This is a genomic window from Caballeronia sp. GAFFF2 (assembly GCF_023631485.1).
Taxonomy (GTDB): domain Bacteria; phylum Pseudomonadota; class Gammaproteobacteria; order Burkholderiales; family Burkholderiaceae; genus Caballeronia.
Map to the genome: position 1 here is coordinate 385130 of NZ_JALQDA010000030.1, position 24382 is coordinate 409511.

At 60.2% G+C, this 24382-nt stretch carries 24 protein-coding genes; 16 read left to right on the forward strand and 8 right to left on the reverse strand.

The window, feature by feature from the left end:
- The first annotated feature begins 11 nt into the window (after nt 1-11).
- The 5 genes from NCT04_RS23945 to NCT04_RS23965 all read left to right on the forward strand — a co-directional run bounded on the left by NCT04_RS23945 (nt 12) and on the right by NCT04_RS23965 (nt 3903).
- Complete coding sequence (locus NCT04_RS23945) at nt 12-869, forward strand: NAD-dependent epimerase/dehydratase family protein (RefSeq protein WP_250468001.1); 858 nt, start codon at nt 12-14, stop codon at nt 867-869.
- Between the two features lie 93 nt (nt 870-962).
- Nucleotides 963-1709, forward strand: coding sequence for an amino acid ABC transporter permease (locus NCT04_RS23950; RefSeq protein WP_250468002.1), 747 nt, complete (start codon nt 963-965; stop codon nt 1707-1709).
- Entirely contained in the window at nt 1706-2359 is a 654-nt protein-coding gene (locus tag NCT04_RS23955) for an amino acid ABC transporter permease (RefSeq protein ID WP_244831347.1), read from the forward strand. The genes NCT04_RS23950 and NCT04_RS23955 overlap by 4 nt, the downstream gene beginning before the upstream one ends.
- Nucleotides 2343-3071 carry an amino acid ABC transporter ATP-binding protein gene (locus NCT04_RS23960; RefSeq protein ID WP_244831348.1) on the forward strand — a complete coding sequence of 243 codons (729 nt, stop codon included), beginning with the start codon at nt 2343-2345 and terminating at the stop codon, nt 3069-3071. The genes NCT04_RS23955 and NCT04_RS23960 overlap by 17 nt, the downstream gene beginning before the upstream one ends.
- 37 nt (nt 3072-3108) lie before the next feature.
- Nucleotides 3109-3903 (forward strand): transporter substrate-binding domain-containing protein, encoded by a 795-nt coding sequence (locus tag NCT04_RS23965; protein WP_244831349.1) that lies wholly within the window; start codon nt 3109-3111, stop codon nt 3901-3903.
- 40 nt (nt 3904-3943) lie between these two features.
- On the opposite strand, the gene NCT04_RS23970 is transcribed toward NCT04_RS23965, so the two are convergent.
- The 7 genes from NCT04_RS23970 to NCT04_RS24000 all read right to left on the reverse strand — a co-directional run bounded on the left by NCT04_RS23970 (nt 3944) and on the right by NCT04_RS24000 (nt 10418).
- Complete coding sequence (locus tag NCT04_RS23970) at nt 3944-5176, reverse strand: AGE family epimerase/isomerase (RefSeq protein WP_250468003.1); 1233 nt, start codon at nt 5174-5176, stop codon at nt 3944-3946.
- A 170-nt stretch (nt 5177-5346) separates the two neighbouring features.
- Entirely contained in the window at nt 5347-6243 is an 897-nt protein-coding gene (locus tag NCT04_RS23975) for a helix-turn-helix domain-containing protein (RefSeq protein WP_244831351.1), read from the reverse strand.
- A gap of 113 nt (nt 6244-6356) precedes the next feature.
- Nucleotides 6357-6809: a MaoC family dehydratase gene (locus NCT04_RS23980; RefSeq protein WP_244831352.1), complete on the reverse strand. Its 453-nt coding sequence runs from the start codon at nt 6807-6809 to the stop codon at nt 6357-6359.
- Complete coding sequence (locus tag NCT04_RS23985; protein ID WP_250468004.1) at nt 6806-7999, reverse strand: CaiB/BaiF CoA transferase family protein; 1194 nt, start codon at nt 7997-7999, stop codon at nt 6806-6808. The genes NCT04_RS23980 and NCT04_RS23985 overlap by 4 nt, the downstream gene beginning before the upstream one ends.
- A 25-nt stretch (nt 8000-8024) precedes the next feature.
- The gene (locus NCT04_RS23990; RefSeq protein WP_250468005.1) at nt 8025-9188 is read right to left on the reverse strand and encodes an acyl-CoA dehydrogenase family protein; all 1164 of its coding nucleotides are present in this window, start codon (nt 9186-9188) and stop codon (nt 8025-8027) included.
- Complete coding sequence (locus NCT04_RS23995) at nt 9185-9988, reverse strand: enoyl-CoA hydratase/isomerase family protein (RefSeq protein WP_244831355.1); 804 nt, start codon at nt 9986-9988, stop codon at nt 9185-9187. Before NCT04_RS23995 ends, NCT04_RS23990 begins: the two co-directional genes overlap by 4 nt.
- Before the next feature lie 4 nt (nt 9989-9992).
- On the reverse strand, nt 9993-10418 hold the full coding sequence (locus tag NCT04_RS24000) for a MaoC family dehydratase (protein ID WP_244831356.1): 426 nt from the start codon (nt 10416-10418) through the stop codon (nt 9993-9995).
- 327 nt (nt 10419-10745) lie between these two features.
- Between NCT04_RS24000 and NCT04_RS24005 the strand changes: the two genes are divergently transcribed.
- From NCT04_RS24005 to NCT04_RS24025, 5 genes are all read left to right on the forward strand, one after another.
- A complete protein-coding gene (locus tag NCT04_RS24005; RefSeq protein WP_244831357.1) occupies nt 10746-11780 on the forward strand; it encodes a TRAP transporter substrate-binding protein in 1035 nt (344 codons plus the stop codon).
- On the forward strand, nt 11777-12349 hold the full coding sequence (locus tag NCT04_RS24010) for a TRAP transporter small permease (protein ID WP_244831358.1): 573 nt from the start codon (nt 11777-11779) through the stop codon (nt 12347-12349). Before NCT04_RS24005 ends, NCT04_RS24010 begins: the two co-directional genes overlap by 4 nt.
- Before the next feature lie 12 nt (nt 12350-12361).
- Nucleotides 12362-13633: a TRAP transporter large permease gene (locus NCT04_RS24015; protein ID WP_244831359.1), complete on the forward strand. Its 1272-nt coding sequence runs from the start codon at nt 12362-12364 to the stop codon at nt 13631-13633.
- A 162-nt stretch (nt 13634-13795) separates the two neighbouring features.
- Complete coding sequence (poxB, locus tag NCT04_RS24020) at nt 13796-15517, forward strand: ubiquinone-dependent pyruvate dehydrogenase (RefSeq protein WP_250468006.1); 1722 nt, start codon at nt 13796-13798, stop codon at nt 15515-15517.
- A gap of 113 nt (nt 15518-15630) precedes the next feature.
- Nucleotides 15631-16494 (forward strand): alpha/beta fold hydrolase, encoded by an 864-nt coding sequence (locus NCT04_RS24025; protein WP_250468007.1) that lies wholly within the window; start codon nt 15631-15633, stop codon nt 16492-16494.
- Here the strand turns inward: NCT04_RS24025 and NCT04_RS24030 are convergent.
- Nucleotides 16491-17171, reverse strand: a complete 681-nt coding sequence (locus NCT04_RS24030) for a dihydrofolate reductase family protein (RefSeq protein WP_250468008.1) — start codon at nt 17169-17171, stop codon at nt 16491-16493. The genes NCT04_RS24025 and NCT04_RS24030 overlap by 4 nt on opposite strands.
- 170 nt (nt 17172-17341) lie before the next feature.
- Here NCT04_RS24030 and deoC point away from each other — a divergent pair, with 170 nt between their 5' ends.
- The 6 genes from deoC (at nt 17342) to NCT04_RS24060 (ending at nt 24359) form a co-directional block, all read left to right on the forward strand.
- On the forward strand, nt 17342-18352 hold the full coding sequence (gene deoC, locus NCT04_RS24035; protein WP_250468009.1) for a deoxyribose-phosphate aldolase: 1011 nt from the start codon (nt 17342-17344) through the stop codon (nt 18350-18352).
- 32 nt (nt 18353-18384) lie between these two features.
- A complete protein-coding gene (locus tag NCT04_RS24040) occupies nt 18385-20775 on the forward strand; it encodes an aldehyde dehydrogenase family protein (RefSeq protein WP_250468010.1) in 2391 nt (796 codons plus the stop codon).
- Between the two features lie 73 nt (nt 20776-20848).
- Nucleotides 20849-21322: an RbsD/FucU family protein gene (locus NCT04_RS24045; RefSeq protein WP_244831365.1), complete on the forward strand. Its 474-nt coding sequence runs from the start codon at nt 20849-20851 to the stop codon at nt 21320-21322.
- Nucleotides 21319-22251, forward strand: coding sequence for a ribokinase (gene rbsK, locus NCT04_RS24050; protein WP_250468011.1), 933 nt, complete (start codon nt 21319-21321; stop codon nt 22249-22251). The genes NCT04_RS24045 and rbsK overlap by 4 nt, the downstream gene beginning before the upstream one ends.
- Nucleotides 22248-23291 (forward strand): ABC transporter permease, encoded by a 1044-nt coding sequence (locus tag NCT04_RS24055; protein WP_250468012.1) that lies wholly within the window; start codon nt 22248-22250, stop codon nt 23289-23291. Before rbsK ends, NCT04_RS24055 begins: the two co-directional genes overlap by 4 nt.
- 63 nt (nt 23292-23354) lie before the next feature.
- Nucleotides 23355-24359 (forward strand): autoinducer 2 ABC transporter substrate-binding protein, encoded by a 1005-nt coding sequence (locus tag NCT04_RS24060; protein ID WP_250468013.1) that lies wholly within the window; start codon nt 23355-23357, stop codon nt 24357-24359.
- Nucleotides 24360-24382: the final 23 nt, after the last annotated feature.

A 24382-nucleotide genomic window follows, 5' to 3' on the forward strand; every position in this document is an offset into this window, starting at 1 on the left:
AGACAAAACTCATGGAATCACAGGCGGACGCATTGCCGTTGCAGGGCACCCTCGAACCCGAATTGCGCTTCGACCGCTTGCTGCTCACGGGTGCGGCGGGCGGTATCGGTAAAGCCATTCGGCATCGTGTCGCGGAGTTTGCAGAGCATGTGCGAGTGTCGGATCTGCCCGGCGTATTGTCGGGCGATGCAGCGCCTCACGAAGAAATCGCGCCGTGCGATCTGGCAGACCGTCAAGCAGTCGATGCACTCGCCGCCGATTGCGACGCCATTGTCCATCTCGGCGGCGTATCGGTGGAGCGTCCGTTCGAAGAGATACTCGAAGCCAACATCAAGGGCGTCTTCAACCTCTACGAAGCGGCGCGGCTCAACGGCGTAAAGCGCATCGTGTTCGCGAGCTCGAATCACGTCACAGGCTTTTATCGGCAAGACGAACGAATCGATGCCAGCGCGCGCAAGCGTCCCGATGGCTACTACGGCTTGTCGAAGTCGTTCGGCGAGGACATGGCGCAGTTGTACTTCGACCGCTATGGCATCGAGACGGTGAGTATCCGCATCGGCTCCGTTTTTCCCGAGGCCAAGGACCGCCGCATGATGGCGAGCTGGATGAGCTACGACGACTTCCATGATCTGCTGCGCCGCGCGCTGTTCACTCCGGACGTCGGACACACGATCGTTTTCGGCATGTCGGCAAATTCGCATACCTGGTGGGACAACCGTGACGCGTCGGTACTCGGCTTCGAGCCGCGCGACTCGTCCGAGAAGTTCCGCGACAAGGTCGAAGCCACGCCGGCGCCCGCACCGACCGATCCAGTTGCGGTGTATCAGGGCGGCGTGTTCACGGTGACGGGTCCGTTCGATCCGGTGTAATGCATGCGGCATACAGAATGCCGAACTCGCGTAGTCAGTCGTCATACATCCAGAAGTGTCTGACTCGCTCCTTCGAACTGAGGCACGACCGCCATGTTCTCTCTCGACTTTGCTCCGTTATTGCCGTACTGGCCGACGTTCCTTTTAGGCGCGTGGCTCACGCTCAAGATGACGTGCGTGGCGGTGTTCTTTGGCCTCATCCTCGGCATGCTCGTGGCATTTGCCAAGCGCGCGAAGGTGCCGGTGCTGACGCGCCTCTGCATCATCTATATCGAGGCGGTGCGCAACACGCCGTTTCTCGTGCAGATCTTCCTGCTGTATTTCGGGCTGGCGAGTATAGGCTTGCGCATGCCGACCTTTGCCGCGGCTGCGCTCGCCATGACCATCAACATCGGCGCTTATGCCGCCGAGATCATTCGCGCGGGTCTGGAATCGGTGCCACGCGGGCAGATCGAGGCAGCAGAGTGCCTGGGTCTTTCGCGCTGGCGCATCGGCTGGAATGTGATGTTGCAGCCCTCTATCGAGAAGGTTTATCCGGCGCTCACGAGCCAGTTCCTGTTGATGATGCAAGCCTCGGCAATCGCTTCGCAAATCTCCGCCGAGGAACTGACCGCCGTTGCCAACACCGTGCAGTCGGATACCTTCCGCTCGCTCGAAACCTATATCGTCGTCGCGCTGCTCTATCTCGGGCTGTCGCTCATCATTAAGCTCATTGCATGGGCTGTCGGTGAGCATCTGTTCAAGCGGCGCCGCGCCATCCGTCTTGCCGCAAAACGCGCGGGCAAGACGCCGCCGGACTCCCCGCGCATCGATACCGTCATTCCCGGAGGTGCGGCATGAGCGGCGGATTCACGGCATCGCATTTTGTGTACCTCGTGCAATCGATCGGCTGGACGCTAGTGCTCTCCATGCTTGCGTTCGTGCTCGGCGGTATCGGTGGATTCCTCGTCATGCTGGCGCGCATCTCGCCGCGCCTCTGGCTCGCGCGCACAGCCATCGTGTTTATCGAGGCGATTCAGGGCATTCCGTTGCTGATCCTGCTGTTCATCGTGTACTTCGGGTTATCCGTGTATGGCTATCAGGTACCCGCGCTCGTTGCGGCGGGTCTTGCGCTGATGGTTTATTCGAGCGCGTATCTTGGCGACATCTGGCGCGGCTGCGTCGAAGCCATGCCCAAGCCGCAATGGGAAGCCGCCGAGTGCCTGTCGCTGTCGCGCTGGCAGAGTCTGAGGCTCGTCATCATCCCGCAGGCGATGCGGCTCGCCTTGCCGCCCACGGTCGGCTTTCTCGTGCAGATCATCAAGATGACTTCGCTCGCCTCCGTGATCGGCTTTATCGAACTCACGCGCGCAGGGCAGATCATCAACAACTCGATCTTTCAGCCGTTCCTCATCTTCGGACTGGTCGGCGCTTTCTATTTCGTCCTGTGCTATCCGCTTTCGCGCTGGAGCCAATCGATGGAGAATAAGCTCAATGTCAGCAATCGTTAAGGTCGACGAGGTCTACAAGAGCTTCGGCTCCAATCAGGTGCTGAAAGGCGTCTCGTTCGATGTCAACAAGGGCGAGATGATCGCCGTGATCGGTGCGAGCGGTTCCGGCAAGAGCACGGCGTTACGCTGTATCGATCGGTTGGAAACTATCGACCAAGGGCAGATAGAGGTATGCGGCATTCGCGTGGACGATCCGAAGGTGGATCTGCATCTCTTGAGGCGCGAAGTCGGCATCGTGTTTCAAAGCTATAACCTCTTTCCGCACCTAACGGTCGAAGAAAACATCATGCTCGCATTGCGGCACGTGAAGAAGTTATCGCGTGACGAAGCGAGACGCGTCGCGCTCAACGTGCTCGAACAAGTCGGGCTTGGGCAGAAGGCCGATGCCTATCCCGAGCAATTGTCGGGCGGACAACAGCAACGCGTGGCGATCGCACGATCACTTGCTATGAACCCCAAGGTCATGTTGTTCGACGAAGTGACTTCCGCGCTCGATCCGCAACTCACGGGAGAAGTGCTGCGTGTCATGGAAGACCTCGCGGCCGATGGCATGACCATGCTGCTCGTCACGCATGAAATGGCGTTCGCCAAGCGCGTGGCGGACCGCATCATCTATATGCATCAGGGCAAGGTGTGGGAAGTGGGCGACGGCAGCATGCTCGATGCGCCACGCACGCCCGAATTGCGAGCGTTTCTGAACAACGGCCTTTGAACGGCATTTTTTCAATCCAAGAAGACGGAGACATCACTTGAAAGCACAGAAACACATTGCACGCGCATGCGTGGCGGCATTGATGATGGCAGGCGCCATTCACAGCGCAATGGCCGATCAGCTTGATGACATCAAGAAGGCCGGCGTCGTGCGCGTTGCCATCGCAATGGGCACGCCGCTCTTCAGCTACGCCGACGAGAACCTCAAGCCCGCAGGCTCGGATGTCGATACCGCCGCCGCGCTCGCAAAAGATCTCGGCGTCAAGCTCGAACTCGTGCAGATCACTAACGCCGCGCGCATTCCGACCTTGCAGGCAAAGCGCGCCGATCTCGTGATCGCCGACTTGTCGATCACGCCGGAGCGCGCAAAGGTCGTCGATTTCTCGATTCCCTATGCGGTGATCACCATCATCGTGGGTGGGCTTAAGAGCATCAAGGTGAAGGACTATGCGGACCTCGATGGCAAGACCATCGGGCTCACGCGTGCAACGGTCAACGACACGCTGACGACGCAGCAAGCGAAGGGCGCGCAAATTCAGCGCTATGAAGACGACGCCACGCTCATCACGTCGATGGTCGCGGGTCAGATCGACATCTTCTCCAGCACGCCGTCGAACCTTCAGGAAATGCAGAAACGTGCGCCCGCACGCAATATCGAACTCAAGTTCGAACAGAAGAACTTCGATCTCGGCATTGCGATGAACAAGGATCAACCGGCTCTGAAAGAGTGGGTGGACAAGTGGGTCAGCACGAACCAGAAGAACGGCAACCTCAACGCGATCTACAAGAAGTTCCACGGACGCGATCTGCCCGACGCCGTCCGCAAGGGCTGAACGAATGCCGGCGACATGCGTATGTCGCCGGCATTGTTCTTTACGCTAAAGGAATGCGCGGTGCGTCGAGCGGGCGCAGCTTGCCCGGATGCACGACACGACACAAGGCTTCGACAAAGAAGAAGTCGCCGAACATGGTCGCGCCATCCACGCCAATGTTGTGCGGCTTCGAATAGCAGGAGTTGTGCAGCAGGCCGTGTTCGCCGTCCTTGGTGAACTCATCGCGGCACAACGCTTCGAGCATCGCGACTCCGTGACGGCTCCATTTCGCCGCGGCATCCGCCGATGGATGAATGCGCGCCAGTTCGAGCAAAGCCGATGCGACGATAGCGGCGGCGGCCGTGTCCTTGATGTCGGCATCGCTGCCGGTTGCGTCGAAGTCCCAAGGGGGAATTTGACGGCCATCGAGACGGCGCAGATAGTATTCGGCCAGACGCTCGGCGAGTTCAATATACGCGAGCTTGCCCGTTTCGCGCGCGGAATTCGCATACCCGTAGATCGCCCAGGCCTGACCGCGGCTCCATGCAGACTCGTCGAATGCGCCTTGAAAAGTGTAGCCACGTTTGCGCGCGCCCGTTTCGAGATCGTATTCGACGGCGTGATACGTCGAGTCGTCGGGACGCACGAAGGCGCGTGCAGTCATCGCGGCATGCGCGTCCGCTGCATGCCGATAGCTGCCGTCATCGGCATGATTCGCCGCCCAGTAGAGCAGCGAGAGATTGGCCATCGTATCGATTGCGGATGCACTTCTGCCGCGCGGATCGGCGAGCGGTCCCCATGACGCGAGATAAGCGCCATCGCGCGTGGTGACGAGGCGGGCGCGCAGTTTGTCCGCCGCCTTCAACGCGATATCGGCAAAGCGTGCATCGCCCGTGATGTGATGGCCGGGCACCGCGCTGCTGTCGAAGATGAAGCCGATGTCATGCGTGTTCGGATCGTCCGCGCGTTGTTCGACCAGCAGCATGCGCGCACGAGCCCATTCGAGAAATTTCGCGTCGCCGGTATGAAGATGCGACGTGAGCAAAAGGCCTACCCAGAAGCCACAGAACCAGTTGCCGTGACTCCAGGCGTCGCCGTCATAGCCGGCGGATAGCGAAGCGGGCAGACGCACCCATTCGCCATCGGGACCCGTGACTTGCGGAAACTCGACACCGAAACTCAATTCATCGGCCGCGACTTTTACAGCCGTGCGGTCGAGCGTTTCGCGAAAGAGCCGTGTCTGGTCCTGCGTGAGTGAATAGATATCGGAAAGCGGGGTTGTAGCGTTCGACACTTTGTCTCCTGTGGACGAGAGCGGACGCGCTTAATTCGCGCTTGTCTCATGCAAGTGGGTTGCAGAATACGTTGAACACGCACGTCGATTCTAAAAACCCATGCTCACGCGACGTTAGGATGAAACGCGGGATCTGTTGGACATTTCTGCATGGAATACCGAATGCGCGTTCAAATATGCAACTTGTCGAGGCTGCGGCGATAGTCGATCGGTGAGCGGCCTGTGTGCTTGCGAAAGCACCGGCTGAAATAAGCGGGGTCGTCGAAAGAGAGTTGCGATGCGATCTCCGCGACGTTCACTTCGGAATGCAGCAGCAAGCGCTTGGCTTCGAGCATGACGCGTTCGCGTATCAGCTTTGCAGCCGTGCTGCCGAGCGCCGCGCGCGTGGCTTCGTTGAGCGCGCGCTCGGTCACGTTGAGCAGACGCGCATAGTCGGCGGCATCGTTCATCGAGCGAAAATGCTTCTCCAGAAGGCTCTTGAAGCGGCGCGACAACAACACGTTACGCGACGTGCCCGACTCCGTGACCGCCGCCGCGCTGCTCATGCGCGCGGCCTTGAGCAAAAAGATACGCAGATAAGCCCAGATTGCATCCTGATGGCCGTGCAGTTCCGAGCGATACTCGTCCATCATGCCGTCGATGAGACGCATCATTTCATGCGCTTGCGCGTCGTTCAGATAGACCGCTGCGGCAAGCTGATCGAAGTCGTGCACCGGCACTTCGGTTTCCGAATGCCGGTTCTGCACGCGAAACGAAAAGAACTCGGATGAGAAGCTGATCGACCAGCCGACCGTATCGGGGGATAGAACGAAGTCGTGTATCTGGCCTGGTGCCATGAAGAACAGCGACTGCGGACGCACCTCGTAACGCACCGAGTCGATGACATGATGACCCGTGCCCGTCACCACCCAGGCGATGTGATAGAAGTCATGCCGATGCGGATAAGGCAGTGTCGACTTCATGACTTCGAGCGGCGCAAAGTGGAAGTCCATCGACTTGACGTGCGCGCCATATTCGTAGTTCTCGATCTTGATGACCGGAACGTGGCAACCACATGCGGTACTCAACTTTCGTCTCCTGCGGGCGGCGCTTCATTCGTGCTGCGCTCGTTTTCGCGGCGCTGCATCCGAGTCTAACGAATGCTTGCGCCGCCCGTAACTGGCGGATTCCCCGACGCGTCTCATTCGAACTTGAGTTCTTTTAGCGCGGAAAGCCCGCTCAGCACGACCTTGCCGCGTTGATTGCGAACCATGGTGTCCATCACGAGAATTCGCTTGGCGTCCTTCTTCTCCACCACGGTCACGTTGATGGTGATGGTGTCGTCGATGAACACTGGCCCCAGAAAACGCAGTTCTTGTCCGACATAAGCGAAGCCCGGACCGGTCAGTCGCGTGTGTGCGGCCGAGACGAGCGAGGCCGTCAACAGGCCGTGCACGACGCGTCTTCCGAACGGTGAGCGCTCCGCAAACGCTTGCTCCATGTGCAGGGGATTCAGATCGCCCGACAGATGACCGAACGCATTGACCGCCGATTCGACCACGGTGTGGACGTCCACCTGCGAGCGGCCGATTTCCACATCGTCGAAGCGCAGCAGTTCGGGTGCTGCGGGAGCAGCGTGTAGTTGGGCGCTCATGCATTTCTCCTCGAAGTCAGCGCGATGCCGGCATCGACCAGTTCGTCGATCCGCGTAGTGTCATAACCCAGTTCGGCCAGCACCTCACGTGTGTGCTCGCCCTGTCGCGGCGGATGCCGTCGCATGGGCGGCGCCTCGCCGTCATAGCGCACCGGATGCGCAAGTACGCGTATTGGTCCCGCCTCTTCGTGTTCGAACGACATGATCATCTGGTTATGCGCGACTTGAGGGTCGACCTCGACCTGCTCGTAGTCGTTGACCGGCGCGAACCAGATATCGTGCTCCTCGAAGACGCGCATCCATGTTTCTGTCGTGCGCCTGGTCAACGCGTCATAGACCAGTCGATTGATTTCATCGCGACGCCGCACGTTGTCTTTCGGATGCGTGAACTCGGCGAGCGCGGGGACATCGAGCGCATTGGAGAGCTTCTGCGTCGGTGTAAGCGAGATCGCGATATAACCGTCGAGCGTTTTATAGACGCCATAGGGCGCAGGATGAAAGCGGCTGCCCGTTGGCGGCTGGGTGCGCTGCCAGAGCGGTCCCTTGTTCATGTAGTACGTGAAAGGCTCGATCTGCAAATCCAGTGCCGCGTTCAGCAAATTGCTCTCGACACGCGTACCCACACCCGTGCGTTCGCGCGACTGAAGTGCAGCAACCACGCCAAACGCTGCCAGCACCGCTGCATGTTGATCGACAATAGCGGAGCCTACAGGCGTCGGCGGCGAATCGGCTTCACCTGAAAGCATGGTCATGCCGCTCATCGCTTGTAATAGCAGGTCTTGTCCCGGGCGCTTGAGATAGGGACCCGACGATCCATAACCCGTGCACGAGCAATACACGAGACTCGGGTTGACCTCGTGCACTTGCGCATAGCCGAAGCCCATCTTGTCGAGCACACCGGGGCGGTAGTTCTCTATCAATACGTCGGCTTCGCGGATCAGACGCCACACGATTTCACGCGCGGCTTCCTCACGCAAGTCGAGCGAGATGCTGCGCTGATTGCGATTGCCCAGCAGAAAGAACACGCTCACGCCTTCGACGAAAGCGTCCGCGCCGGTCCAGCTTCGCTCGAACGCGCCGCCCGGTGGCTCGATCTTGATGACGTCAGCACCGACATCGGCGAGCATCTGCACGGCGGCGGGCCCTTGCAGAAAGTGGGTGAAACTCAGTACCTTGATGCCTTCCAGCATAAACTCCCCCTTCGTCCGCGCGTTATCAGGCAAGCGCCGCACGCGCGATGATCATGCGTTGTATTTCGGATGTCCCTTCGACGATCTCGAGCACCTTGGCGTCGCCGAATGCGCGCGCTACCGGATACTCCGCCATCACGCCGTAACCGCCGTGTATCTGCAAAGCCTGATGCGCTGCGTGCATCGCCTGTTCCGAGGCGAAGAGCTTGGCTTGCGATGCCTGCATGTCGAACGGCGCGCCGCTGTCCTTCAATGTGGCGGCGTCGTAAAGCATGAGACGTGCGGCATGCGCGTGCGTCGCCATGTCGGCGACCTTGAATTGCAGGCCTTGAAACTCCGCTATCGCGCGGCCGAACGCGCGGCGCGTCTTCATGTATTCGACGGACCGTTCGAGCGAGCCTTGCAAGATGCCGAGCGCAAGCGCGCCGATTAAAATGCGGCCTGTGCTGATCTGCGCGAGCGTCTGACGCAAACCCGCGCCGCGTTCACCAAGCAAATTCTCTGCGGGAATTGCGCAGTTTTCGAAGAACAACTCGTGCGTGATCGAAGCGCGCCAGCCGATCTTGCGCAGCTTGCGGCCCGTTTGATAGCCAGTAGTGTCCGAAGGCACGATGAAGTTCGAAATCTCTTTCTTGCCATCGGCACGCGTACCGGTCACAGCCGCGATTACCACCGGCCCGCCGAGTTCAGTGCCCGAGTTGCTGATGAAAGTCTTCGCACCATCGATGACCCAGCGCTCGCCATCGAAGTGCGCACGTGTGGCGATGTTGGCCGCATCCGATCCCGCATCGGGCTCGGACAAACCGATCGAACCGATCTGGCGGCCTTCGAGAATAGGCCTTAAATAAAGGTCCTTTTGCGTCGAGGTGCCGTAGTTCGACAAGAGACTCGCGACAGTCGAATTGGCCATCAAGGCGTTCGCGACCGCGCAATCCACGCGCGCCAGTTCTTCTAGCACGATGACAAACGAAAGCCAGTCGCCACCGCCACCGCCCCATTGCTCCGCATAAGGCAGGCCGGTGAAGCCAAGCTCGCCGGCTTGACGCCAGATATCGTAGGGAAAGGCTTCTTGCTCCCAGAGCTCCTCGGAATGCGGTGCAATCTCTTTGTCGGCAAAGCGGCGAACGGCTTCACGAATCATGGCGTGCTCTTCGCCGAGCCAGTGAGGCAAACGATGTATCGTGCTCATTCAGTCACCGTCACGGTCGAGGCGCGCCGTGCAAGGCGCTTTTCCATGAACTGCCTCAAGCCCGCGCGCGCGCCTTCACTCGTGAAATTCACCGCGTATTGCGCTGCTTCAAAGTCGAGTCCTGCGGACAAGGGCATTTCGTTCGCGCGATTGAGCGCGCGCTTCGCCATTTCCATTGCGAAGGGGTCGTAGACGGCGAGTGTTTCGGCGAACTCGCGCACTGTATCGAACAATGCATCGTGTTCGACGATCTCGTGCAGAAAGCCGAACGACGCGCATTCCTGAGCCGTATGACGCCGCCCGCTCAACACGAATCGCTTGGCGCAGGCGAGCCCCATCTTGGCGACGGCGAGTTGCGTGCCACCCCAGCCTGGCATGGTATTGAGCGTGATCTCGGGAAACCCGAAGCTCGCTTTCGTCGATGCAATCACGAAGTCGCAGGCAAGCGCCAATTCGAAACCGCCGCCTAGCGCGAAGCCATTGACCATTGCGATGGTCGGCTTGGCGCTTTCATGCAGGCGCAACAACGCGCGCTGCCCGGCTACCATGTCACGATACGCGCCCGCGCTGTCGAGCGTGACCAGTCGCTCGATATCGTTGCCGGCAGCGAAGGCCTTGGGACCGCTACCCGTGATGGCGATAACGCGCGTTGCATCGTCGGCGAGTGCATCGTCGAGTCCTGCTTCGAGCGCCGCGAGCATTTCCGGCGTGAAGGCATTGAGTTTATCGGCGCGGTTGAGCGTCAGGAGACGCAGCGCGCCGTGCTGTTCCGCTATGACGGGCGAGGTGTTCATCAGCATCGTGTCACAGCACCTTGAGGTAAGTCTTGCCCGATGCCACGACCACGCCGTCTTGCCGCGTGACATCGGCGACGAATACGCACACGTTGCGCTCTTCATCCTTCTCTTCGAGCGTGAGACGCGCAGTGACCGTATCGCCTATAAACACCGGCGCATTGAACGTGATGTCATAGCGATACGACACCGCGCCCGGACTCGGCGCCTTCGCCGCCATATGGCCCATGACTGTCGAAAGAAAGCCGACCGAGAGACAGCCTTGCGCAATGCGCTTCTCGAAGCGCGTGGTCTTGGCGAACTCTTCGTTCAGATGCACGGCGTAAAAGTCGCCGACTATCCCGGCAAATCCATAGATGTCGTATTCGGATACGGTCTTTGCGAAATCGGCGGTATCGCCGATTGCATAACAGTCCATGTGCGGGCGTTTGGCCATGTTGACGAACCAGTGTATTAGGTGGGGTAAACACGGCGTATCGCTTGCGAGCGACACACCGTCAACGTGGAAGTCACTTTAAAGATGCGCTTGGTTCACGCGGTAGGACGGTTCGCGCGATCTTTTGGACTTTTTAGCGTCACGTCGCGTTTGCATGGAAACCAGCGTTAAAAAGTACAAGAAATCTGGAGCCTGGTCCTAACGCACCGTTGACGCGATCACAAATACTTGCGTCAACCCGTCGCTCTTCGACATGCACGACACATGAGGCACAAGAAGAGGCAGAAGGCGGTGTCCATATCGTGAAGAACGTGGGAAGGAGACAACATGAATTCGCTTTTCAAGGCGCATCGCTCGTTGCGCGTGACGATGAGCGCCGTGCTCGCCGCATTGTGCGTCGCCGCAACAGGCAGCGCGATGGCGCAGGACAAGGTCGTGATGAAGCTTGGCCATACGCTCGCACCGGACAATCACTATCAACTGACCGCGCAGGTCTTCGCCAAGGAAGTCGCGCAACGCACGCATGGCCATGTCGAGATTCAGCTCTTTCCCCAATCGCAACTCGGGGGCGAAGTGCAGATGGCGCAGGCGTTGCGCACCGGCACGCAGGAACTCATGATCTCCGCGCAAGCGCCTATCGACAATACGATCAAGCAATGGCAAATTTTCGACATGCCTTATCTCTTCAGCAGCATGGATGAGGCGAACAAGGTGCTGCAAGGACCCGTCGGCCGCAAGTATCTCGACATGATGCAGCCGGTCAACATGGTCGGTCTTACGTGGCTTGCTGTCGGCGAACGCAATCTCTTCACGACCAAGCGTCCGGTCACGTCGCTTGCCGACATGAAGGACCTGAAGGTGCGCGTGATGCAAAGCCCCGGCTATATCGCGGGCTATAAGGCGCTCGGCGCGAACCCCACGCCGCTCGCCTATAACCAGTTGTTCCTCGCGCTGTCGCAAGGCCTCGTCGATGGCGCGGACACATCGCCCGAGCAATTCGTGCAGGACAAGTTCTCCGACGTCGCCAAGCATTTCTATGTGACGCACGTGAACTACCTGCCCGTCGTGCTCGCGATGAGCAAGAGCGCCTGGACCAAGCTGTCGCCTGCTGACCAGAAGGCTTTTCAAGAGTCAGCCGCGGTCGCCGCCGATTTCGACCTGAAGGAGTACAAGCGCGAATACGACGCCGCACTCGCGACGATGAAGGCCAAGGGCATTCAAGTGACGATGGTCGACACTGCGCCGTGGGCCGAAGCCACGAAGTCCGCGCGTGACGAACTCGTTGCGAAGATTCCGGATGGCGCCGCGCTCTACGCCGAGATGAACGCGGCCAAGCAGGCCTCGTCCGTGGCATCCAAATGACGCCTTTGTCACCGGAAGTGCCGGAGGAAACCCGTATGGAAAAGCTCGCGCGTGGCTTGATGTTCATCGACGACATGGTTCTGAAGCTGAACCTGTTCGTCAGCAGTTGCCTCTTGCTGGCAGCGGTGATCGTCGCCGGTCTCGGGGTCGTGTTCCGCTTCGTGCTGCACGACTCGCTTTCGTGGTCCGACGAAGCCGCGGCGTATCTCTTCGTCTGGCTCACGTGCCTGGGTGCGGCGGCAGGCGTCAAGTTACGCGCACATCCTGAAGTGCGCGTGCTGGCCGATCGCGTGCCGGCGGCGATCGCGCCCTTGCTCAAGGACTTCACGGACTGCGCGATTCTCGCGCTCGGCGCCGTGTTCGTCGCGTATGGCTCGGACATGCTCGCGTTGATGGGCACGGAGACGGCCGCATCGATTCCCATCTCGATGGTCTATCCGTATCTTTCCATTCCCGTGTGCGGCGCGTTGCTCGTGTTTCATTCGCTGGTGCGCATCGTCGTGTCGCACCTCGCGCCGCAGACGCAGACCAACGCCGCTTTGATCGAAGGCGTGTCCGACCATCTCTAGGATAAAGACATCATGTGGGCAATCGCTCTAGGCGCGGGGCTGCTCGGCCTCGGTGTACCGGTGGCCATCTGTATTGGTATCGCGGCGACGCTGGCGTTGTCGATCAATGGCACGCCGCTGCTCGTCATTCCGCAACAGCTCTTCTCGAACCTCAATAACGTGGGTCTGCTCGCGATTCCGTTCTTCATGCTCACGGGCGCGATCATGGATTCGGGCGGCGTTTCGCGACGCATCATCGAGTTTTCGCAAGCGCTCGTCGGCTTCATGCGTGGCGGTATCGGACAGGTCACGATTGTCGCGAGCATGTTCTTCGCGGACCTCTCGGGATCGGCCACGGCGGATACGGCGGCGATCGGCTCCGTGATGATTCCGGGCATGGTGAAGAAGGGCTATTCGCGTGCGTTCGCGGTGGCATTGCAATCGGCGGCGGGGTCGCTCGGGCTGCTTTCGCCGGTATCGATGAGCATGCTCGTCTATGCTTACACGGCGAATGTATCGGTAGGCACGATGTTTATTGCCGGTATCTTGCCGATGCTCCTAGTGGTCGCTTCGTTCATGATCGTGAACTACGTGACCGCCGTGCGCAACGACTACAGCGCGGTGGAGCCGTTCAGCGCACGCAAGTTGTGGACTACGTTTCGCGAAGCATTCTGGGCCTTGCTCACGCCGATCATCATTCTGGGCGGCATCCTTGGCGGCATCTTCACGCCGGTCGAGGCAGGCGTGGTTGCGGCGGTGTACGTCACGCTGGTGAGCGCGTTCATCTTCCGCACCTTGAAGCTCTCGCATTTCAAGGAGATTCTCGTCAAGACGTCGGTGAACACGACGCGCGTGTCGTTCCTGTTGGGTCTTGCGTTCGTGCTCGGCCGGTATCTGATCGAAGCGCAAATTCCCTTGCATGTGGCGAACAGTTTCCTTGCGATCACGACGAGCGCGATCATCCTGCTCATTCTCATCAATCTGTTTCTGATCGCGGCGCATACGGTGCTCGAAACCATTTCGAGTATCGCGGTGATAATCCCGGTGTTCCTGCCGCTCGTCGTGCAGATGCATATCGATCCCGTCGTATTCGGCGTGATCGTGCTGATCAATTCGGCTATCGGCATCAATCTTCCACCTATTGGCTTCTGCCTCTTCACGGCGGCGTCCATTGGTGGTGTATCGGTCGAAAAGGCGACGCGTGCGATTCTGCCTTTCATTCTCGCGCTCGTGATCGACTTACTGCTGATCATTTTCTTCCCGCATATTCCGCAGTTTCTGCCGCATCTGATGTCGATGAAATAACGCTCGACGACCTTGGAAAACGCTTCACCAGGGGCCTGGTCTTCGGACCGGGCCCTTGGTATGACAGCACGGTTTACGACGCGTCAGCGTGCACTGTGATATTTCTTCTGTCTAAGTACACGTGCAACCGTCCAACGAAACCTGTATGTCATTGGAGTGAACATGGCCAAAAGCACCATCGCCGATTATCTGGCAAAGACGCTTGCCGCTGCGGGCGTCGAACGCATCTGGGGCGTGACGGGCGACAGCCTCAACGGGCTTGCCTACAGCCTCGATAAAGTCGGGTCTATCCGTTGGATGCATACTCGCCACGAAGAAGCCGCGGCCTTTGCCGCGGGCGCGGACGCAGCTTCTTCCGGCAAGCTCGCCGTCTGCGCGGGCAGTTGCGGTCCCGGCAATCTGCATCTCATCAACGGGCTTTACGACTGTCATCGTAACCAACAGCCCGTGCTGGCCATTGCCGCGCATATTCCATCGACGGAAATCGGCCTCGGATACTTTCAGGAAACGCATCCGCAAGAGCTCTTCAAGGAATGCAGTCACTTCGTCGAACTGGTGTCGAACGCATCGCAGTTCCCGCGCGTGCTCGAACGTGCGATGCGCGCGGCGCTCGATCAACGTGGCGTCGCGGTAATCGTGCTGCCGGGCGATGTTGCCTTGAGCGACGGACCCGGAGTCGAACCACGGTGGACCGCAAGCGAGCCGAGCGCAATCGTTCCAGCCGAATCGCAACTCGACACACTCGCGGCCATGCTCAACGGCTGCGAAGCCGTGACCATCATGTGCGGCAGCGGTGTAGCGGGCTCGCACGACGAAGTGGTCGCGCTTGCCGATACACTCGGAGCGCCGGTCGTGCATGCGTTGCGCGGCAAGCAATTCATCGAATACGACAATCCTTTCGATGTCGGCATGACGGGCTTGATCGGCTTCAGCTCGGGCTATCACGCCATGATGTCCTGCGATACGCTCGTGCTGCTCGGTTGCGACTTCCCTTATCGGCCGTTCTATCCGCCGCACGCGAAGGTCGTGCAGATAGACTGGCGCGGGGCGCAGCTCGGCAAGCGCACGCCGCTCGACATGGGTATCGTCGGCACCATCAAGGAGACGCTCACGGCGCTCTTGCCCAAGCTCACGCGCAAGACGGAACGACGCTTCCTCGACAACGCGCTCAAGCACTATGCAGATGCACGCAAGGATCTCGATCACTACGCGACACCTTCGGCGCCTGGCCGTCCGATTCATCCGCAATATCTCACGAAGCTGGTCGATGACATCGCCGCCGAGGATGCCATCTTTACCGTCGATGTCGGCACGCCCACGTTGTGGGCCGCGCGCTACCTCACGATGAACGGCAAGCGTCAGTTGCATGGCTCGTTCAATCACGGTTCCATGGCGAACGCAATGCCGCAGTCGCTCGGCGTGCAAGCGGCGCATCCGCAACGGCAAGTGGTCTCACTGTCGGGCGATGGCGGTTTGTCCATGCTGCTAGGCGATCTCTTGAGCGCCATTCAGTTGAAGCTGCCGATCAAGGTCGTCGTTTTCAATAACAGCTTGCTCGGCTTCGTGTCGATGGAGCTCAAGGCGGGCGGTTATCTCGACACCAATGTCGATCTCAGCAAGACCGACTTCTCGCAGATTGCGAAGGGCGTGGGCATATGGTCGGTGCGCGTGGAAGAGTCGGAGCAACTGGTGGGCGCATTGCGCGATGCCTTCGCGCACGACGGCCCCGCGCTCGTCGATGTCGTCACCGCCAAGCATGAATTGGCGATGCCGCCGACCATCGAGCTATCGCAAGCGAAGGGCTTCAGTCTCTACATGCTGCGTGCTATTTTGAGCGGCCGTGGCGACGAAATCGTCGAGCTGGCGCGCACGAATCTGCGTTAAGCAAGGCAACCGGCCGCGACTCGTATCATCAAAACGGGTTGCAAACAGAGTTGCGGCCGATTTCGCGTTCGTGGTTTATGCTGTCGGACCACATCCAACGCAGACAGCGAGCCATGAGCGATTCATCAGCGGGCGCATTGCCGCTCGACCAGGTTTTCGACTTCGAAGGTCAGGCTATCCGTTATGGCGCGATAGGCGAGGGCGCGCCGCTCGTGATGGTGCACGGCACGCCGTTCTCATCGCAGGTATGGCGGCGGATTGCGCCGGTGATGGCGCGGACGCATCGCGTGCATTACTTCGATCTTCTGGGATACGGTGAGTCGGACAAGCGCGAGGGGCAGGACGTATCGCTCGGCGTGCAGAATCGCGTGCTCGCGGCATTGCTCGATCACTGGAAGCGTGACTGGAAGGGCGCGTTGCCCGACGTGCTCGCGCACGACTTCGGTGGCGCCACTTCGTTGCGGGCCGCGTTATTGAACGGCTCCGTTTATCGTTCCTTGATGCTGATCGACCCTGTCGCGCTGTCGCCGTGGGGATCGCCCTTCGTGCTGCACGTTCGTGAGCATGAGAGTGCGTTCGCAGGCGTGCCGCCCTACATACACCGCGCCATGGTCGATGCTTATGTGCAAGGCGCGGCGCATCGGCCGCTTTCGGAAGACGTGCTGCGCATCTACACGCGGCCGTGGATCGGCGAACCGGGACAGGCGGCTTTCTACAGACAGATCGCGCAGATGGACCAGCGTTATACCGATGAAATCGAAGCACGCTTTGGCGATTTGCGTTGCCCCGTGACGGTTCTTTGGGGCGAGGAAGACCAGTGGATTCCAGCGAAACGCGGCGTCGAATTGGCTTCGCGCATTCCGGGCGCGCGGTTCACCCGAGTGGCGTGCTCGGGGCATCTCATGCAGGAAGATGCGCCCGAAGCGATTGTCGGCGAATTGCTGGCGTTCCTCGCGCGCGTGGATGCGTTAGCCTAGTCCTTGCGCTTATAACGCAGCCACACCATGTCGTTATCGAGCGTCCTCGCCGAATCGAGCTTGAGATAAGCGGGCTTTTGCCATTTGTCCGTCGCCACTTCGAATGAAGAGGGATGCGCCTCGCGGCCGTCGACGAGCGGCACGATCAGCACGCTGACTTCATCGACGAGTTGCGCATTGACGAACGCGCCCGATACATGCCCGCCGCCTTCGACTATCAACGTGCCAATCTTCAACTCGCGCTCAAGCGTTTCCACGACGCGCGCGAGCTCGATATCCTTCTTTCCGCCGAACACGTAGGACGCGCCGATGGATTGCAGATAGGCGAGGTAGTCGTCATCGACATCTTCCGCGAGCACTTCGACGATATGCGAATCGAGTGCCGTGTTCGTCTTCCACGTCACGCGGCCCTTAGGGTCGATTGAAATTGCGTACTGGCTTGCGTCGCGTTTGGCGAAATGGTCCGTGCGTTCGATAGGATCTTTGGCGAGGCCACGCGGATAATCCTTGTCCTTGCCGTGCGAGATTTCCTGCATGGTGACGCGACCGCACGCCCAGGCATCGGCCTTGAAGGTCGCGGCGGTTTCTTCATAACACGGCGATGCAAAGTCGAGATGCCAGCCGTCGGTAAGGCTGCGGCCATCGAGCGAGGACATCATGTGGCAAATGATATGCATGGGGACTCCAGCGTATAAGGAAGCAAACCGTCCGCAAGCCCCATGCCCTAAATCCTCCCATAGCGCCTCCGAACTTTCCCTATGTTACGATCTTCACAAACGTGATTTAGAATGAGATCAATCTATCAAAACGTGTTGTGCGTCGCACAAGACCGCAGCACCCCGATCTCATGCTGGAAACTGCAACGAAGTCCGTCGTCGCGTGGCCCGGGAAAGTCCAAGCCGGGCATGTGAGCGATCGTAATCCTGGCGTGCCCTTCGACCTCTCATGGCTCGATGGCCTGCGCGTGAATCAGTCCGCCGTGCTGCGCCGCGCGTCCACGCTTGGCACGCGTCGCGCGGTCAAGAAGGACGCACAGGCCGCGTGGCTGCTCAAGGCGATCACCTGCATCGACCTCACCACGTTGAGCGGCGACGACACCACCGCGCGCGTCGAACGTCTTTGCGCAAAGGCGCGTCGCCCGGTGCGAGACGATTTGCTCGAAGCGCTCGGCATGACGCCTGGATCGATCAGGACAGGCGCGGTTTGCGTGTATCACCGCTATGTCAAAGCCGCCGTGAACGCGCTCGAAGGGAGCGGCATTCCGGTCGCGGCCGTCTCCACGGGTTTTCCCGCTGGTCTCAATCCGCACGAACTCAAGTTGCGCGAGATAGAGGCCTCGGTGAAGGACGGCGCAGCAGAGATCGATATCGTCGTCACCCGCGAGTACGTGTTGACCGGTAACTGGAAGGCGCTCTACGACGAGATGCGCGACTTCCGCGCCGCTTGCGGCAATGCGCACGTCAAGGCGATTCTCGGCACGGGCGACATCCGCACGCTGTCGAACATCGCCAAGGCATCGATGATCTGCATGATGGCCGGCGCGGATTTCATCAAGACATCGACGGGGAAGGAAAGCGTCAACGCCACGCTCGACGTCTCGCTCGTCATGGTGCGCATGATCCGCGAATATCTGGCGCGCACCGGCGTTGCCATCGGCTTCAAGCCTGCGGGCGGCGTTTCGACGGCCAAGACCGCGCTCGAATATCAGATCCTCATGAAGGAAGAACTCGGGCGTGAATGGCTCGAACCGGAGTTGTTCCGCATCGGCGCGTCGAGCCTTCTCGCCGATATCGAGCGGCAACTCGAACATCACGTGAGCGGACGGTATTCGTCGTTCAATCGCCATCCCGTCGCCTGAATCACGCATCACGCATCCAACACACAGCCCTCATGAGCGTAGCCGAATATTTTTCTTCGATGGAATACGGACCCGCACCGGAAGACGATCGCGCCGTGCGCGCGTGGCTCGATCAACACGCCGGCCGTTTCGGTCATTTCATCAACGGCGCATGGCGCGATGACGACAACGCCGAGCGTTTCGAATCGCGCGAGCCGGCGACAGGGCGCGTACTTGCGTCCATCGCGCAAGGCACCGATGCCGATGTTGCGGCTGCCGTGGCGGCCGCGCAAGCCGCGCTCGAAGGCTGGCAAGCGATTGGCGGTGCGGGACGCGCGCGGCATCTCTATGCGCTTTCGCGCATGGTGCAGCGACATGCGCGGCTCTTCGCCGTGCTCGAATCGCTGGACAACGGCAAGCCGATTCGCGAGTCGCGCGACATCGATATCCCCCTTGTTTCGAGGCATTTTCTGCATCACGCGGGTTGGGCGCAGTTGCAGGATCGCGAGTTCGCCGACTGGGCGCCGCTCGGTGTCATCGGGCAAATCGTGCCGTGGAATTTTCCGCTGCTGATGCTTTCTTGGAAGATCGCGCCTGCTATCGCGTTCGGCAATTGCGTGGTGCTCAAGCCGGCCGAATACACGCCGCTTACCGCGTTGCTCTTCGCCGAACTGGCGCATCGCGCGGGCTTGCCGGCAGGCGTGCTCAATGTCGTGACGGGCGATGGCCGCACGGGTGCGGCGCTCGTCGAGCATCCACGTGTCGCGAAGATTGCGTTCACGGGATCGACCGAAGTGGGTCGGCAGATTCGCGCGACGACGGCGGGCTCGGGAAAATCGCTCACGCTCGAACTGGGCGGCAAGTCGCCCTTCATCGTATTCGACGATGCCGATCTCGATAGCGCGGTCGAAGGCGTGGTCGACGCCATCTGGTTCAATCAAGGACAAGTGTGCTGCGCGGGTTCGCGTTTGCTCGTGCAGGAAGGCATCGAAGCGGCTTTCGTCGACAAGCTCAAGCGCCGCATGGAGACGCTGCGGGTCGGGACGTCGCTCGATAAAGGCATCGACATGAGCGCTATCGTCGATGACGTGCAACTCGAACGTATTCGTTCGCTCCTCGCCAAGGGCGAAAGCGAAGGCTGCGCCATCTTCCAGCCGTCGCGTCTCACGTTGCCCGAAGGCGGCGCGTTTTTTCCGCCGACGCTCGTGACCAACGTGGCGCCTGCAAGCACGCTTGCGCAGGAAGAGATCTTCGGTCCGGTGCTCGTGACGATGAGCTTTCGCACGCCCGAGGAAGCCGTCGCACTGGCCAACAACACGCGCTATGGTCTCGCGGCCAGCGTGTGGAGCGAGAACATCAGCCGCGCGCTGGACGTTGCGCCGCGCCTGCAATGCGGCGTCGTGTGGATCAATGCAACCAATCTCTTCGACGCAGCCGTGGGCTTCGGCGGATATCGCGAGTCGGGCTTTGGCCGCGAAGGTGGACGCGAAGGCGTCTATGAATACCTGAAACCGCGTGCCTGGGCGAAGCTGCCAGTTCGCGGGGAAATGAAGGCAACGCCGGCACAGCCCGATGCGTTGCTCGATACGGGCAATGTCAGCACCATCGATCGCACGGCGAAGCTCTTTATCGGCGGCAAGCAAGCGCGGCCCGATAGCGGCTATTCGCGGCTCGTGCGTTCGCCGTCGGGCGAGATTGTCGGCGAAGTGGGCGAGGGCAATCGCAAGGACATTCGGAACGCGGTGGCCGCTGCGCGCAGCATGACGAAGTGGACGGCCGCAAGCGCGCATAATCGCGCGCAGGTGCTGTATTACATGGCCGAGAATCTCAGTGCGCGCGCCGATGAGTTCGCAAGGCAACTCGTCACGCGTGCCGGGTCCAGCGACCGCGATGCGAAGCGCGAAGTCGAAGCATCCATTGCGCGTTTCTTCACGTATGCGGCATGGTCCGACAAATTCGACGGTGCGGTGCATGCGCCGCCTTTGCACGGTGTGGCGCTCGCCATGCACGAAGCGCTCGGCGTGATCGGCGTGGTGTGCCCCGACGAAGCGCCGTTGCTCGGCTTCGTGTCGCTGGTGGCGCCTGCGCTTGCGCTGGGTAATCGCGTGGTCGCGGTGCCGAGCGAGACGTGTCCGCTGATGGCGACGGACTTCTATCAGATCGCGGAAACGTCGGATGTGCCAGGCGGTGCGCTCAATATCGTCACGGGCGATGTACGCTCGCTAGCTCAAACGCTCGCGCAGCACGACGATGTCGACGCGCTCTGGTGCTTCCACGGCGCGGCCCTTTCGACGCTGGCCGAACGTGAGTCGGTGGGTAATCTGAAACGCACGTTCGTCGATAACGGTCGCGTGTTCGACTGGCACGATGCATCGAGCGAAGGCTTGCCGTTCTTGCGGCAGGCCGTGCAGGTGAAGAATATCTGGGTGCCGTACGGCGATTGATCGACGGTACGCATGTGAGAATTGAAGGGCGAAGACTTCGGGACGAAGCGCGCCCATGCATGGAGGAGACGCTGTGCTGAAGAATATCGATCCACTATTGAATGCCGACATCCTGTACGCGCTTGCCGCGATGGGACATGGCGACGAAGTGGTGATCTGCGACGCTCATTTTCCCGCTGACTCGGTGGCCCGGAAAACGGTGTTAGGCAAGGTGCTGCGCATGGATGGCGCGAGCGCGCCGCGTGCGGTGCGTGCCGTGCTTTCGGTGTTGCCGCTCGATACGTTCGTCGAAGATCCGGCAGGCCGCATGGAAGTAGTTGGCAATGCAACTACTTTGCCTGCCGTGCAACGCGAGGCGCAACGCGAAGTGGACGACGCAGAAGGGCGTGCACAGGCTTTCGCGCCGATCGAACGTTTTGCGTTCTACGAACGCGCCAAGAATGCGTATTGCGTGATAGCCACGGGCGAAGCGCGCGGTTATGGCTGCTTCATCTTCAAGAAGGGCGTGCAGCTCGCTGCCGACGCGTCTGAAGGAGAAGCGCGATGAGCGTGGTCATTCTCGGCATCTACGTCACCGACCTCGCGTTCCGTGCACAACGCATGCCCTTGCTTGGCGAAACCGTGGCAGGCTCGGCGTTTGCAATGGGTCCGGGTGGCAAGGGCTCGAATCAAGCCGTGGCGGCCGCGCGCGCGGGCGCCGACGTGATCTTCTGCACGCGCATTGGCAACGACGCGTTCGGCCAAATCGCACAGGCAACGTGGGCGGCTGAAGGCATCGCATCGCGTGCGACCGTGCTGGACGACATCGCCACGGGTGCCGCGCATATTTACGTCGACGAAAACACAGGCGGCAACGCGATCATCGTGGCGGCCGGCGCTGCGGGCACGCTTGGACCCGAAGACGTCGAGGCGATCGAAGCGGATATCGCACGTGCATCCGTGTTCGTCACACAACTCGAACAGCCGCTGCCCGCTGCGCGTCGTGGTCTCGAACTCGCGCGCAAGCATGGCGTGACAACGGTGTTCAATCCCGCGCCGGCGCTTCCGCTCACCGACGACATCTATCCGCTCTGCGACTACATCACGCCCAATGAAACGGAAGCAACCGCGCTCACGGGCGTGGCGATCGAATCGGTCGATGACGCTCGCCGCGCATCGGATGTCTTGCTCAAGAAGGGCGCGCGTGCGGTGATCGTCACGCTCGGAGAAAAGGGCGCATTGCTGCATACGTCGGGCGGCAAATCCGAACTCGTGCCGGCCTTCGACTGCGGCCGTGTAGTCGAGACCGCAGGCGCGGGCGATGGCTTCACAGGCGGCTTCGCAGCGGCGCTTGCACGCGGCGATTCGGCGCTGGCTGCCGTGCGCTTCGGTTGCGCGCTGGCGAGCCTTTCGGTGACGCGCGCGGGCACCGCTCCGTCGATGCCGCGTCTCGATGAAATCAACGCTGTGCTCGGCGAAAGGAGTGAGGTGCGATGAAGGGATCGAAGTGGCTCGCCGATCGCCAGCTGAACTTTCTGGTCGGCGTGAACTTGCTGGTCGTGATCATCGCGACATGGCTTTCCAAAGGACAGTTTCTCGACATCGACAATCTTCAGTCGATGGGCGGACAGTTGCCCGAACTCGGGCTGCTCGCACTCGGCATCATGCTGTCGATGGTGTCGGGCAATGGCGGGATCGATCTGTCCGGAGTGGGGCTCGCGAATCTGTCCGGCATGGTCGCGGCAATGTTGCTGCCGCAAATGGTCTCGGGCGACGACTCACCGGCGCTCTATACCGGCGTGTTCGTATGCATCGTCGTGGCAATGGGTGCGCTTGGCGGTATCCTAAATGGCGTGATGATCGCAAAGCTGAGGCTCACGCCCATTCTCTGCACGCTCGGCACGCAACTGCTATTCACGGGTATCGCGGTGGTGCTGAGTAACGGTGCTTCGGTGCGGGTGGAATATGTCGATCCGCTTTCCGACATCGGTAACGGCACCTTCCTGCAAGTACCCATATCGTTGTGGATCTTCGTCGCCGCCGTCTTGTTGCTCGGTTGGATATTGAAGCGCACGCCGTTCGGTCTGCGGCTGTATCTCATGGGCACGAATCCGAAGGCCGCGTTTTATGCGGGCATTCCGCGCACGCGCATGCTGATCGTCACGTATGGTCTTTGCGGCGTGCTTGCATCGCTTGCCGGACTCATCAGCGCGACGCATACGTCGAGCGCGAAATGGGATTACGGCAATTCTTATTTGCTGATCGCAATCCTCATCGCGGTCATGGGCGGCGTGAATCCCGCTGGCGGCTATGGACGTATAGTCTGCGTCTTTCTTGCCGCGACCGTCTTGCAGTTTCTGTCGAGCCTGTTCAATCTGCTCGGCGTGTCGCAATTCTTCGGTGACTGCGCGTGGGGTTTCTTGCTGCTTGCATCGCTTGCATTCGCAGGTGGCGAACGCGTGCGCGCGATCTTCGGTATAGGCGGCGCGAAGCCTTCCAGCAAGGTGCCGCAACCGCCCGCATCGACCGGACGTTGAAACGCTTTTATTTCCCCGTGATTCATAAAGAGACCAAGTGACAGAGGCAAAGGAGACAGCACTATGAAACTCAAGAAAATCACCACCGCGCTCACGGCAATCGCGCTTGCGGCAGGAGCCATTGCGGCCGCGCAAGCTGCGAACAACGAGACCATCGTGACGGTCGTGAAAGTGACCGGCATCAACTGGTTCAATCGCATGGACGAAGGCGTAAAGCAGTTCGGCAAGGACAATCCGAACATCTCCGTGTATCAGACAGGGCCGGGGCGTGCCGATGCCGCGCAACAGCTGAAGATCATCGAAGACTTGATCGCGAAGAAAGTCACGGCGATTGCAGTCGTGCCGTATGATCCGCCGACGCTCGAACCCGCGCTCAAGAAGGCGATGGATCGCGGCATCAAGGTCGTCACGCATGAAGCGGACAACGCGAAGAACACCATGGTGGATATCGAAGCGTTCGATAACACCGCCTACGGTGCGGGCTTGAACGAACGTCTTGCGAAGTGCATGGGAAGCCAGGGTAAGTGGGCCGTGCTGGTGGGCTCGCTCGGCAGCCGCTCGCAAGTGCAATGGGCCGATGGCGGTATCGGCAATGCAAAGGCCAAGTATCCGAAAATGGATCTGGTCGAGCCGAAGCTTGAAACGAATAACGACGGCGAGCGTGCTTATCAGGTCGCGAAGGAAGTGCTGCGCAAGCATCCGGATCTGACGGGCTTTCAGGGCTCGTCGTCGCTGGATGTGATCGGCATTGGCCGTGCAGTGGAAGAAGCGGGCAAGGTCGGCAAGATCTGCGTGTATGGCACGGGCCTGCCGACTGAAGCAGGCAAGTTCCTCGAAAGCGGAGCGGTCAACGGCATCGCGTTCTGGGACCCGAAGCTCGCCGGTCTCGCAATGAACAAGGTCGCGCAGATGTTGGTGGAAGGCAAGACCATCGACAACGGTACGGACCTCGGCATCACCGGATACAACAAAGTCACCGTGAGCAAGGGCCCGGGCAAGGGTGTGATCGTGCGCGGTACCGGTTGGGTTGATGTCGACAAGACCAACTACAAGCAGTATCCGTTCTGATGTGACGTACGCGGCGCGTGGTT